The following is a 12,368-nucleotide window of genomic DNA, read 5'->3' on the forward strand; positions in this document are numbered from 1 at the left end:
TCACACATGAGCACGACACAGACACCGGTCCGGCTGCAGGCCGTCTCGGCCCCCGATCAGCCCGACGTCACACCCGCCCTGGAAGAGCTCTACCGCGGTTTCGAGCAGGAGCTGCTGGTGCCGTTGTGGACGGAGATCGGCGACCTGATGCCGGCCCACCCGCGCTCACGGGCGGTGCCGCACCTGTGGCGCTGGGACAGCCTGCTCGAACTCGCGGCCCGGGCCGGTGAGATCGTGCCGGTCGGTCGTGGCGGTGAACGCCGTGCGATCGCCCTGGCGAACCCGTCCCTGGGGGGACGGCCGTTCGCCACGCCGACCTTGTGGGCCGCGATCCAGTACCTGATGCCCGGTGAGGACGCCCCGGAGCACCGCCACACCCAGCACGCCTTCCGCTTCGTGGTCGAGGGCTCGGGCGTGTGGACGGTGGTCGACGGTGATCCCGTGCCGATGAACCGGGGCGACTTCCTGCCGCAGGCCGGCTGGAACTGGCATGCCCACCACAACACCAGCAAGGAGCCCATGGCCTGGCTCGACGGCCTGGACATCCCGTTCCAGTACGTCACCGAGGCGCAGTTTTTCGAGTTCGGTCGTGACGAGCTCTCCGCCGCGGAGCGCACCACCCCGCAGCGGAGCCGTTCCGAGCGTCTCTGGGGCCACCCCGGCCTCCGGCCGCTCTCGGCGACGTCGCTCCCGCCGGGCTCACCGCTGTTCGCCTACAAGTGGGAGTTCACCGACCGCGCGCTCGCCGACCAGCTCGCCGTCGAGGCCGAGGGGTACGGCGGGACGGTCGAGCCGGGGCACGCCGCGGTTCGCTTCGCCAACCCGGCGACCGGCGCCGACGTGCTTCCCACCGTTCGCGCGGAGATGCATCGCCTCGTCCGTGGCGCCGAGACCGCCCCGGTCCGGGAGACCGGTTCGAGCGTGTACCAGGTCTTCGACGGCTCCGGGACGGTCACCGTCGGCGACACGAGCTGGTCGGTGACCCGCGGCGACCTCTTCGTGGTGCCGTCCTGGGAGTCGTTCTCCGCGCGGTCGGAGGCGGGTTCCACCGACTCCGACTCCGGCGGGCTGGACCTCTTCCGCTTCTCCGACGCGCCCGTCTTCGAGGCGCTTCAGCTCCACCGGACCCGGAAGGAAGACGCCTGATGAAGCTCGCCACCATTCGCACGCCCGAGGGCACGCGCGCCGTGAAACTGGAGGACGGCAGGCTCGTCGACCTCGGTGCCGAGGACGTCGGCGCCTTCCTGGGACGCGCGGACTGGGCGCGGGCCGCCGCGGCCGCGAGCGGTCCCGCGTATGACGTCGGCGGCGCGGACTTCGCGCCCGTGGTGCCGCGTCCGTCGAAGGTGATCTGCGTCGGCCACAACTACACCAACCACATCAAGGAGATGGGCCGCGAGCTGCCGGCCTACCCGACGCTGTTCCCCAAGTTCGCCGACACCCTGATCGGCGCGCAGGACGACATCGTCAAGCCCCGGGAGAGCGACGCGCTCGACTGGGAGGTCGAGCTGGCCGTGGTGATCGGCAGGCCCGTGCGCCGCGCCGGCGAGGAGGAGGCCGCCGCGGCGATCGCCGGCTTCACGGTCATGAACGACGTGTCGGTACGCGACTGGCAGTTCCGCACCATCGAGTGGACCCAGGGCAAGATCTGGGACTCGTCCACACCGGTGGGCCCGTACGTCGTGACCCCCGACGAACTCCCCGGGGGCGTGCGTCCGGCGCTGACCGTGCGGACCACCGTCGACGGCCGGGTCATGCAGGAGGACGACACGGGAACGCTGCTCTTCGACCCCGTCCACCTGGTGCGATACGTTTCCACCGTCGTGCGGCTCAACCCCGGGGACCTGATCGCCACCGGCACCCCCGCCGGCGTCGGCCACGCCCGCGACCCGAAGGTGTACCTCGCCGGAGGCGAGACGGTCGTGACGGAGGTCGAGGGCGTCGGGGCCTGCGTCAACAAGGTGGTGAAGGAGTGACCCGGAGTTTCGACGACGCCCTCCGCTGGGCGGACGACGGCACCGAGATGTTCCTCGACGCCGTGGCCGGTCTGGACCAGGCGGCCCGGCAGGAGCCCAGCCTGCTGCCGGGCTGGACCCGCAAGCACGTGGTCGCCCATGTCGCGGCCAACGCCGACGCGCTCGGCAACCTCGTACGCTGGGCGGCCACCGGCGAGCGCACGCCGATGTACGCCACTCCCGAGGAGCGGGCCGCCGGGATCGAGCGCGGGCTGCGCATGCCGGCCGGCGAGCTGGACGCCTGGCTGCGTCGCTCCGCGACCGCGCTGGCCGGCGCGTCGGCGGCGCTGACCGGCGAGCAGTGGTCGGCCGAGGTCGTCACCGCGCAGGGCCGTACCGTGCCGGCGACCGAGGTGCCGTGGCTGCGGGCCCGTGAGGTCTGTGTGCACACCGTCGATCTCGGCCTCGGCGTCGCTTTCGCCGACCTGCCGGCCGACTTCCTGGAGGCGCTGTGCGTCGAGGTCGCCGCCAAGCGGGGCGACGTGCCGGCCGTCGAGGGTCCCCTGGCCGAACGCGCCGCCTGGCTGACCGGACGCCCGCACCGGCTGGTCGGCGCACCCGACCTGGGCGCGTGGCTGTGAGCGCCGGCGTGGACGGGAGCATCGACGTCCTGATCGTCGGCGGCGGCATCGGCGGGCTGAGCACAGCCTACGCCCTGGCCCGCAAGGGGCTCCGGGTTCGCGTGCTGGAGCAGGCCAAGGAGTTCGGCGAGGTCGGCGCGGGCATCCAGATCGCGCCCAACTGCACGCGGATCCTGGACGAGTACGGGCTGCTCGACGAGGCGAAGTCGCTCGGCCTCCTGCCGACCGGCATGGTGATGCGGGACGCCGTGGACGGCAGCGAGCTGACCCGGCTCGACCTGACCGACCTCGAGCGCACGTACGGTTTCCCGTACATGGTGATCCACCGCAGCGACCTGCACGGGCTGTTCCTGCGCGCCTGCCGGCGGGCCGGCGTGGAGTTGCTGACCGACCATCGGGTCGTGGGGTACGCCAATACGACCCAGGGGGAGCGGGGCGCACGGGTGGAGCTGGCCGACGGCCGCGTCATGGCGGCGCCGGTCGTGGTCGCGGCCGACGGCCTGCACTCGGTCGCGCGCGGGCTGCTCGTCGATGACGAGCCGGTCAGCTCGGCGTACGTCGCCTACCGCGCCGCGGTGCCGATGGGCCAGGTCCGGCGCGACGTCGACCTGTCCGAGGTCGTGGTGTACGTCGGACCGGGCTGCCACTTCGTGCGCTACGGGCTGCGCGGCGGCGAGATGCTCAATCAGGTCGCGGTCTTCCGCTCGCCGAAGGCGCTGGCCGGCGAGGCGGACTGGGGCACCCCGGACGAGCTGGACGCCGCGTTCGCGGCCACCTCGCCCGAGGTGCGGGCGGGGATCCCGCTGATGTGGCGTGACCGCTGGTGGCGGATGTACGACCGGGACCCGATCATGACGTGGGTCCACGGCCGGATCGCGCTGCTCGGCGACGCGGCGCACCCGCCGCTGCAGTACATGGCGCAGGGTGCGGTCATGGCGATCGAGGACGGATGGGTGCTCGCCGAGCACGTCGCCCGGCGGCGGGGCGAGGACGGCCGGGTCGACTGGGCCGCCGCGCTGGCGGCGTACGAGGCCGTGCGGCCGGAGCACTGCCGCCGGGTGGTGCTCACCGCGCGCGCCTGGGGCGACCTGTGGCACCTCGACGGTGCGCAGCGGCTGCGGCGCAACACGATTCTGCGGGCCCGCGAGACGCGCGACTACACCTTCACCGACTGGGTCTACGGGGCGACCGCGCTCGTCCCGGAGGAGGAGCCGCCGATGTACCCGGTGGTTCCGCTGTCCTCCGTGGAACTGGTGGAGAGCTGACGGCCGTCCGGCCGGGGGACGCCGGGCGGGCCGCCGTCGTGACAGCCGGTCCGCGTCCCCCGGCGGGCCGGGGGCGGTGCGGTGGGCGGTCGTTGCGCCCCTGCTCGCCGGGCCGGTAGCCTTCGTCCACATGACGGGAGCGGACAGGGAACGGCCCGCACCGCCGTATCCCATCGCATCGGTGGACCGCGCGCTCAGCCTGATCCAGATGCTCGCCGAGAGCCCCGAGGTGAAGCTCTCGGAGGTCAGGGCTCGGCTCGATGTCGGCCAGTCCACCGCCCATCGTCTGCTCGCGATGTTCGTGTATCGCGGGTTCGCGGTCCAGGATCCGCGCACGCGCGGCTACCGTGCCGGACCCTTCCTCCTCGACCTGCGTCGCGACACCGGCGTGCGCTTCGACGTCGCCAGGGAGATCCGCCCGACCCTCGCGCTCCTGGCGAAGGAGAGCGGGGAGACCGCGCACTTCGGCGTTCTCGACGGGACCGACGTGCGCTACATCGACGTCGTGGAGAGCACCCGGGCGCTCAGGGTCAGCGGCCGGCTGGGCCGGACCATGCCCGCCCGCGGCACCAGCATCGGCCGCGCGATGCTCGCGGCGGAGAGCGACGAGTGGGTGACCGCCCGCTACGGCGCTCCCGCCCAGGAGCTCAGCGGCCAGGACGTCGCGGAGCACGAGGCCCTCCTGCGTGAGCTGGCCAGGACACGACGTCGCGGCTACGCGCGCAACCGCGGCGAGGTGGAGCGGGGCGTCTGCTCGGTCGGCGTCGCGGTCGTCGACCCGGGCGGCGACCTGGTGGGCGGGCTGAGCATCGCCGCGCCGGACTCCCGGTGGAACTCGACCCTCGAGAAGGCTCACGTCCGGTTGCTGCACGCCGCCGCTGCCCGCCTGACCGGACGCGGCCAGCCGGGTTCGCACTGACCGTTTCCGCCGGTGGACTCGCTCGGCGGGGGTGTGCCGTGCCCGAAATCTGTCTGAAACTTTCTGCTGTGCAGAACGCGGAGTATCGACAGCAGACTGTGACGCCGCCTACAGTCCAGTGACCGGGCCAGGTACCGCCGGCCGCGAGGCATCTGCAGGGCTCATGCCGCGGGAGCGGCCCGGTCGTCGGGGGGTGAAGTCCCGAGGGCTGGAATCCCTAACCAGCCGTGATGAACGGATTCATGTCATGGAAGTCCATCTGCTCGCCATCGGAGTGCTCGCACTCGCGTTCCTCCTTGGCGCACTACGAGGCATCAACCTTGGCGCCATCGCCCTCGTCGGCGGCGGGGCCATGGTCCTGCTCGTCACCGAGGGGGGCATCGAGGAGTTGTACGCCGCGTTCCCCGCGGACCTGTTCGTGCTGCTGGTCGGGGTGACGTTCCTGTTCGGCATAGCGGCCGTCAACGGCACGATCGAGTGGGTCGTCGACGTCCTCAGCCGGTCCGTACGCGGCCGGGCGTCGGTGATGCCGTGGCTGCTGTTCTTCGTCGCCGGGGTCGTCACCAGCCTGGGCGCGCTCGCGCCGGTGGTCGTCGGGCTGGTCGCCCCGATCGGGATGCGGCTCGCCAAGAAGCACGGGATCAGCCCGCGGCTGGCGGGCCTGATGATCCTGCACGGCGCATGCTGCGGCAACTTCTCGCCCGTCAACCTGCTCGGCGCCACCGTCAACTCCACCCTTGAGCGGGCCGGGCTCGTGCCCAACCCCATGGCGCTGTTCGCCGCCAACATCGGCTACAACGTGCTGCTCGGCGTCGTCATCTACTGCTTCTTCGGCGGCCTGAAGCTGTGGCGTGCCGAGCGCGTCACCCTCCCGGTCACGGCGCTCGAACCGGTCACCGCCGGTGTCGCCGCCGGGCGCGACGGCCAGGGCGGGGCCTCGGGCCGGGTCGCGCAGACGTCGTCCGCGGGGTCCGGGACGCCGGCGGCGGCCACGTCCGACACGCAGCCCCTGGGCTTCGACCGGATCAAGGGCGTGACCCTCGCCATCATCCTGGTCGTCGGTGTGATCGCCATGGTCGGCAAGGTCGACCTCGGCATCCTGGCGCTGTCCGCGGCGGTGGTCCTCGTCGCGGTCGCGCCGAAGAGCTCGGCGGGCGCAGCGAAGCGGATCGCCTGGGACGTCGTCCTCCTCATCTGCGGCGTCGTGACCTACGTCGGGCTGCTCAACGAGATCGGCACGATCAAGTTCGTCGGCGACGCCGCCAACAGCCTCGGCTCGCCGCTCGCCACCGCGTTCCTCATCTGCCTGATCGGCGCGGTGGTCTCGGCCTTCGCGTCGAGCGCCGGCATCATCGCCGTGCTCATCCCGCTCGCGATGCCCTTCCTGCTCAGCGGCCAGATCTCGGTGACCGGAATGGCGATCGCGGTCGCGATCAGCGCCACGGTCGTCGACTCGACGCCCTTCTCGACGATCGGCGCGGTCGTGCTGTCCAACGCCGACCCCGAGGACCGCGACCACACCTACCGCGGCTTCCTGTCGTGGGGCGCGCTCATGGTGCTGACCGCGCCGATCCTGACCATGGCCTTCGTCCTGCCCGGACTGTTCTGAAAGGTAATCGGTGACCACCAACGATGCGCGCGCGGACGCCGGCCCGCCCGCCGAGCCCCTGACCGACCGCATTCCCCAGTGGGGCAGCGACGCCCTGGTCGACCTGCTGCAGCGCGCGGGCATCAGGTTCATCGCGCTGAACCCGGGCGCCAGCTTCCGCGGTCTCCACGACAGTCTCGTCAACTACGCCGGCGACGCCGGCCCGCAGATGCTGCTCTGCCTGCACGAGGAGCACGCCGTGGCCATCGCGCACGGCTGGGCCAAGGTGACGGGCGAGCCGATGGCCGTCGCCCTGCACAGCAACGTCGGCCTCATGCACGCCACCATGGCGCTCTACAACGCATGGTGCGACCGCGTCCCGATGCTCGTCGTCGGCGCCACCGGGCCGCTCGACGCCGCGAAGCGCCGGCCCTGGATCGACTGGATCCACACGGCCGCCGACCAACCGGCGCTCGTGCGCAACTTCGTCAAGTGGGACGACACCCCGACGTCGGTCGCCGCGTCGCTGGAATCCCTCGCCCGCGCATGGGACATCACGCGCACGGCGCCGACCGCACCCACGTACGTCGTCCTGGACAGCGCCGTCCAGGAGCAGCAGCTCACCGACCGGCCCGCACTGCCCAGGATCAGCGAGGGTCGCGCCGCCGACCAGCCGACCGCCTCGGCCGAGTCGGTGGCGCGGGCCGCCGCCATCCTGGCGGACGCCGCCTCGCCCGTCGTGCTCCTCGGCCCCGGCCGGCGCGACGAGAGCGCCTGGGCGGACCGGATCAGGCTGGCGGAGGCGCTCGGCGCCCGCGTCATCACCGACCTGAAGGCGGGCTCCACCTTCCCGACCAGCCACCCGGCCCACGTCCCCGGACCCGGGTTCTTCCTCGGCGAGCACGCTCGTGCGGCCCTGCGCGGCGCCGACGCGGTCCTCGCCCTGGGGTGGATCGACCTCGCCGGGACGCTGGCGCAGGCCGCGGTGCCCGACTCGGTCGCCGTCGTCTCCGCCACCCTGGAGCCGCTGCTCGCGAACGGCTGGAGCAAGGACCACCAGGGCCGCGTCCAGGCCGACGTCTGGCTCCCCGCGGAACCCGACGCGGCCGTGACGGGCCTGCTCGCGCACCTGGCACCCGGCACCCCGGCCGCGTGGACCCCGCGCCCGGCACCCGAGCCGGTGGCCGGCCCCGGCCGCATCGACCTGGCACAGCTCAGCGCCACGCTGCAGTCGGTGCTGGCGGACGTCGACACCACCCTCGTCCGCCTGCCCCTGGGATGGGACGGCGAAAGCTGGGACTTCGAGCACCCGCTCGACTACCTCGGCTACGACGGCGGCGGCGGGATCGGGTCCGGACCGGGCATGACGGTCGGCGCCGCGCTGGCACTGCGCGACAGCGGACGGCTGCCGGTCGCCGTGCTCGGCGACGGCGACTACCTCATGGGCGTCCAGGCCATCTGGACCGCCGTGAACCAGCAGGTGCCCGCCCTCATCGTGGTCGCGAACAACCACTCGTACTTCAACGACGAAGTCCACCAGGAGAAGGTCGCCGTCGTGCGCGGGCGCGACGTGAGCCGCAAGTGGGTCGGCCAGCGGATCGCGGACCCGGCTCCGGACCTGGCCGGGCTCGCCCGCGCCCAGGGCGCCGTGGGCCACGGCCCGATCACCGACCGGGCACGGCTCGCCGACGTGCTGCGCACCGCCGTCCGGGACGTCCGCGCCGGCGCCACCGTCGTGGTGGACGTGGTCGTCGAGACCGGCTACACCCCGGCGATGGCCGCCGGACTCACCCGTGAGCACTGAGGACCGCCGACGAGGCTGGAGGGAAACAATGACCGACCGACACCCGACCGACGCCGACCTGCGCGGCGCGCTCGTCGCCGCCAACCACATCCTGGTGCGTGAAGGGGTGCTGGACGCGTTCGGCCACGTGAGCGCGCGAACCGCGCCCGACGCCGACACGTTCCTCCTGTCGCGCAACCTGGCGCCGGGGTCCGTGACGCCGTCGGACCTGCTGGTGCACCGGCTCGACGGGGAGAGCGACGATCCCCGTAGGCCGTACCTCGAACGGTTCATCCATGCCGAGATCTATCGACGCCGGCCGGACGTGATGGCCGTCGTGCACAGCCACTCGCCGTCGGTGATCCCGTTCGGCGTCAGTGACACGCCGCTGCGGCCGGTGGTTCACATGGCCGGGTTCCTCGCGGCGGAGCGCACGCCGGTCTACGAGATCAGCGAGCACGCCGGGGACGCCAGCGACCTCCTGATCACCTCGCCGGAGCTCGGCGCGTCGCTCGCGACCGCCCTCGGGAGTGGCGCCGTCGCACTGATGCGGGGCCACGGCTCGGTGACCGCCGGCGCGTCGATCATGGAAGTGGTCTACCGTGCCGTGTACACCGAGGTGAACGCCCGGATCCAGCTTCAGGCGCTGACGCTGGGCACCCCGCGCTACTTGAGCCCTGGCGAGGCCAAGGCCGCCGACCAGTCCGTCGGCGCGCAGGCCCGTCGTGCGTGGGACGTGTGGTGCCGCCAGGTCGCGCAGGAGAGGAACGACACCCCATGACCGCACCGGCCGGAGCCCGGGAGGAGCGTCGTCAGGAGATCGACGGCGTGCTCGGGCGAGCCTTCCGCATGCTCATCGACGGCCGGTCGGCCGGCGCCGCCAACGGAGCGACGTTCGCCACCTCCGACCCCTACACGGGAGACGTGCTCGCCTCGGTCCCGGACGCGCAGGCGGCCGACGTCGACGCGGCGGTCGAGGCCGCCGAGCGGGCGCGCGCCGGCTGGCGCTCCACCGCGGTCGCGGAGCGCGCCCGCCGCGTCCTCGCCATCGCGGACGTCGTCGAGGCCCACGCCGAGGAACTCGCGCTCCTGGACACCCTCGACGTCGGGTCCCCCATCACCAACGCCCGCGCCGACGTGCGGATCGCCGTCGAGCAGATGCGCATGTTCGCCGGGCTCGCCCTGGAGATGAAGGGCCAGACCGTCCCGGGCTCGGGAGCCCTGCACATGACCGTGCGTGAGCCGGTCGGCGTGGTGGCGAAGATCTTCCCGTTCAACCACCCGCTGATGTTCGCCTGCCGGGTCGCGGCACCGCTCATCGCCGGGAACCCGTGCGTCATCAAGCCGCCCGAGGCGGGGCCGCTGTCCACCCTGCGGCTCGGCGAACTGGTCCGCGACCTCCTTCCGCCGGGTGTGCTCAACATCGTGGTGGGCGACGGGCCCGCGGTCCCGGACCGGATCGTGCGGCACCCTGCCGTCCGCCGGATCGGATTCATCGGCTCCGAGCCGACCGGCCGGGCGATCCAGCGGGCGGCGGCCGAGTCCGGCGTCAAGCACGTCACGCTGGAACTGGGCGGCAAGAACGCGATGATCGTCCTCGACGACGCCCCGGTGGACGAGGCCGCGCGCAGCGCCGTCGCGGGGATGAACTTCATGTGGGCGGGCCAGTCCTGCGGCTCGACCTCGCGGCTGCTGCTCCACGACAGCGTGTACGACGAGGTCCTCGACGCGGTCGCGCGGGCGGTCGACGAGATCCGCGTCGGCGACCCGCTTGAGCCCTCGACCACCCAGGGAACGATGGTCGACCGACGGGCTCAGTCGAAGACGCTCGACCACGTCAGGATCGCCGTCGCCGACGGCGCGAGGCTGGTCCGCGGCGGCGGAATACCGGAGGCATCCGGGCAGGCCGCGTTCGTGGCGCCGACGGTCCTGGCCGACGTCTCCCCGGCCTCGCGCGTCGCCCAGGAGGAGATCTTCGGGCCCGTGCTGGCCGTGCTCCGGTTCCACACCGAGCAGGAGGCGATCCGGATCGCCAACGGCGTCCGCTACGGCCTCACCGGCGCGGTCTGGACCAACGACCTCGACCGCGCCTTCCGGGTGGCCGAGGCGATGGAAGCCGGCTTCACCTGGATCAACGGCTCCGCGGCGCACTACCCCAACGTGCCGTACGGCGGGGTCAAGGCATCGGGCGTCGGGGCCAAGGAAGAGTGTCTTGAGGAGCTGCTCTCCTACACCTCGGAGAAGGTCATCAACGTCATGATCCGCCGGTAGACCACCGTACGCATGGACGACCTCCCTCACCTTGGTGGGGGAGGTCGCGCCGCATCACGAGCGAAGTCGTCGGTGCTCTCTGCCATGATCCGCGGTACGCCCTGACGAAAGGCAATGCGGATTTCCTGAGGATCCCGTCTCCCGGGCTCTTGCCCTTGCCGAACGCGCCACCGGGGTCCACCTGACTTCCGCGCGTTACGCCGGTCCCGCTCTCATCGGACCCGTCGACCACCTCGACCCCTACCGGTGACTTCGGCGGCCGAGATCACGCTGCAAGCGCAGCTCGTGATGGGTCACGCGAGCAGCGACAGCGCATCAGCCGTACGGTGCCAGGTGGGAAAGCGATCGGGTGGTTGAGGGAAGTTCAGGTGAGTGTTGCCGATCCCGAGAGGTGCCCGCATGACGGAGACCCACACATGACCCCTGGACCAGGCGCGGTCGAGGACGTCGCAGATGCCCAGCTCGACGCCTGGGCCGGTGGTGATCCCGCCGTCTTCACGGCCGTCTACGACCGGTACTTCCTGGACATCTACCGGTACATCGCCGGACGCCTGGACGTACAGGCCGCCGACGACCTGGCCGCCGAGACCTTCCTCATCGCCCTCAGCAGAAGAGAGAAGTTCGATCCCGAGCGGGGCGGCCTGCGGCCCTGGCTGTTCGGGATCGCCACCAACCTCGTGGCGCGGCACCGCAGCAAGGAGGCCCGGCACTACCGGGCCCTGGCCCGCACGGGGGCCGAACCGGACGCCGACAGCCACGAGTCACTGGTGGTCAGCGCGGTCAGCGCCCAACGACTGCAGCCTCAACTGGCGAAGGCGCTGATGAAGCTGACCCGAGGCGAGCGGGACGTGCTGCTGCTGATGGCGCTCGGCCAGCTCAGCCACGAGGAGATCGCGCAGAGCCTGCGGATCTCGTACGGCACCGTCGGCTCCCGGCTCAGCCGCGCCCGAAAGAAGCTCCGCACCGAACTGAAGGACATCGAACCATGAACGAACTGGAGATGGTCAGCGAGATGCTGCGCAAGTCCGACCCTTCGCAGGACGTCGTCCGCGACGGGCGGCGCCGGCTCCTGGACGCCCAGGCGCGGCCGAGGCGCAGCGGCTTCGGTTGGCTGGCGGGAGGGTTGAGCCTCGGGGCGGTCGCGGCGGCTGCGGCGGTGGCCGTGGTGGTCACCACCGGCACGACGCCTGCGGCGGTGCCCAGTGGATCGCCGGGCAGCGCGTCGGCGGCTCCGCTGCGGTTGTCCAGCGCGCAGATCTTGCTCGCGGCCGCCTCCACCGCACTGAACAGGTCCGACTCGGGGACCTACTGGCACGTCAAGGCCGACCACAGCGTGCGTGCCGGGAAGAACGCGCTTCCCACGAAGTCCAGCGAAAGCTGGGTCAGGCGCGACGGGCAGGCGTGGGTGCCGTCCGACGAGGGCGGCACCGTCTACCAGGCCACCGGCCCCAAGACGTTCTCCCTGGCCGACAACCAGGTCAGCTTCGCCCAGATCGAGCGGTTGCCGGCCGATCCGGAGGCGCTGCAGGCGTGGATCGCCGACAAGGTCGACCACGGCGACGGTGACGTGGATCCCGCCGCCCGCGAGTGGTTCGTGGCCAACTCCCTGGTCAGCCTGCTGGGCGACGTGCCGGCCGGCCCGGAGGTCCGCGCCGCGGCCTTCCGGGCGCTGGCCACGATGCCCATCGTGAAGAGCATCGGCACCATGGAGGACGGTCTCGGCCGCGCCGGCGACGGCCTGGAGATCTCCGACCAAGGCGTGGACCTGAAGGTCATCATCGACCCCGAGACCTCGCTCGTCCTCGGCTCCAGCTACCGCAGCGGCAAGGACGGCAAGATCTTCAAGGAGGGGACGACCACGGTCCAGGTCTCCGAGTGGACCGACACGCTGCCTCCCGTGGTCCCCGCACCGGAGCGACCCGGCTTCACCCGCGGCTGAACCCCCC

11 protein-coding genes are annotated in these 12,368 nt (G+C 72.1%); all 11 read left to right on the top strand.

The genetic code is table 11. The features are described 5' to 3' along the window. Window positions 1-6: 6 nt before the first annotated feature. Window positions 7-1,146 (top strand): cupin domain-containing protein, encoded by a 1,140-nt coding sequence (locus FAF44_RS05140; protein ID WP_237101831.1) that lies wholly within the window; start codon window positions 7-9, stop codon window positions 1,144-1,146. Next, a complete protein-coding gene (locus FAF44_RS05145; RefSeq protein ID WP_237101832.1) occupies window positions 1,146-1,976 on the top strand; it encodes a fumarylacetoacetate hydrolase family protein in 831 nt (276 codons plus the stop codon). The genes FAF44_RS05140 and FAF44_RS05145 overlap by 1 nt, the downstream gene beginning before the upstream one ends. Beyond that, window positions 1,973-2,596, top strand: a complete 624-nt coding sequence (locus FAF44_RS05150) for a maleylpyruvate isomerase family mycothiol-dependent enzyme (protein WP_237101833.1) — start codon at window positions 1,973-1,975, stop codon at window positions 2,594-2,596. The genes FAF44_RS05145 and FAF44_RS05150 overlap by 4 nt, the downstream gene beginning before the upstream one ends. Then, on the top strand, window positions 2,587-3,861 hold the full coding sequence (locus tag FAF44_RS05155) for an FAD-dependent oxidoreductase (RefSeq protein WP_237101834.1): 1,275 nt from the start codon (window positions 2,587-2,589) through the stop codon (window positions 3,859-3,861). The genes FAF44_RS05150 and FAF44_RS05155 overlap by 10 nt, the downstream gene beginning before the upstream one ends. Window positions 3,862-3,991: 130 nt before the next feature. Beyond that, entirely contained in the window at window positions 3,992-4,780 is a 789-nt protein-coding gene (locus tag FAF44_RS05160; protein ID WP_237101835.1) for an IclR family transcriptional regulator, read from the top strand. Window positions 4,781-5,027: 247 nt separating this feature from the next. After that, window positions 5,028-6,389, top strand: a complete 1,362-nt coding sequence (locus tag FAF44_RS05165) for an SLC13 family permease (protein WP_237101836.1) — start codon at window positions 5,028-5,030, stop codon at window positions 6,387-6,389. Between the two features lie 10 nt (window positions 6,390-6,399). Further along, the gene (locus tag FAF44_RS05170; RefSeq protein WP_237101837.1) at window positions 6,400-8,172 is read left to right on the top strand and encodes a thiamine pyrophosphate-binding protein; all 1,773 of its coding nucleotides are present in this window, start codon (window positions 6,400-6,402) and stop codon (window positions 8,170-8,172) included. A gap of 28 nt (window positions 8,173-8,200) precedes the next feature. Then, window positions 8,201-8,932, top strand: a complete 732-nt coding sequence (locus FAF44_RS05175) for a class II aldolase/adducin family protein (RefSeq protein ID WP_237101838.1) — start codon at window positions 8,201-8,203, stop codon at window positions 8,930-8,932. Next, complete coding sequence (locus FAF44_RS05180) at window positions 8,929-10,422, top strand: aldehyde dehydrogenase family protein (protein WP_237101839.1); 1,494 nt, start codon at window positions 8,929-8,931, stop codon at window positions 10,420-10,422. Before FAF44_RS05175 ends, FAF44_RS05180 begins: the two co-directional genes overlap by 4 nt. 416 nt (window positions 10,423-10,838) lie before the next feature. Further along, complete coding sequence (locus tag FAF44_RS05185) at window positions 10,839-11,411, top strand: RNA polymerase sigma factor (protein WP_237101840.1); 573 nt, start codon at window positions 10,839-10,841, stop codon at window positions 11,409-11,411. Then, the gene (locus FAF44_RS05190) at window positions 11,408-12,361 is read left to right on the top strand and encodes a CU044_5270 family protein (RefSeq protein ID WP_237101841.1); all 954 of its coding nucleotides are present in this window, start codon (window positions 11,408-11,410) and stop codon (window positions 12,359-12,361) included. Before FAF44_RS05185 ends, FAF44_RS05190 begins: the two co-directional genes overlap by 4 nt. Window positions 12,362-12,368 lie beyond the last annotated feature (7 nt).

It is taken from the genome of Nonomuraea sp. MG754425, from assembly GCF_021699195.1.
In the GTDB taxonomy this organism is placed as follows: domain Bacteria; phylum Actinomycetota; class Actinomycetes; order Streptosporangiales; family Streptosporangiaceae; genus Nonomuraea.

Bases quoted from the DNA above. Each gene is read 5' to 3' on its own strand.
- FAF44_RS05140 (WP_237101831.1), top strand. From the start codon at position 7: ATGAGCACGACACAGACACCGGTCCGGCTGCAGGCCGTCTCGGCCCCC.
- FAF44_RS05145 (WP_237101832.1), top strand. From the start codon at position 1,146: ATGAAGCTCGCCACCATTCGCACGCCCGAGGGCACGCGCGCCGTGAAA.
- FAF44_RS05160 (WP_237101835.1), top strand. From the start codon at position 3,992: ATGACGGGAGCGGACAGGGAACGGCCCGCACCGCCGTATCCCATCGCA.
- FAF44_RS05165 (WP_237101836.1), top strand. From the start codon at position 5,028: ATGGAAGTCCATCTGCTCGCCATCGGAGTGCTCGCACTCGCGTTCCTC.
- FAF44_RS05175 (WP_237101838.1), top strand. From the start codon at position 8,201: ATGACCGACCGACACCCGACCGACGCCGACCTGCGCGGCGCGCTCGTC.
- FAF44_RS05180 (WP_237101839.1), top strand. From the start codon at position 8,929: ATGACCGCACCGGCCGGAGCCCGGGAGGAGCGTCGTCAGGAGATCGAC.
- FAF44_RS05185 (WP_237101840.1), top strand. From the start codon at position 10,839: ATGACCCCTGGACCAGGCGCGGTCGAGGACGTCGCAGATGCCCAGCTC.
- FAF44_RS05190 (WP_237101841.1), top strand. From the start codon at position 11,408: ATGAACGAACTGGAGATGGTCAGCGAGATGCTGCGCAAGTCCGACCCT.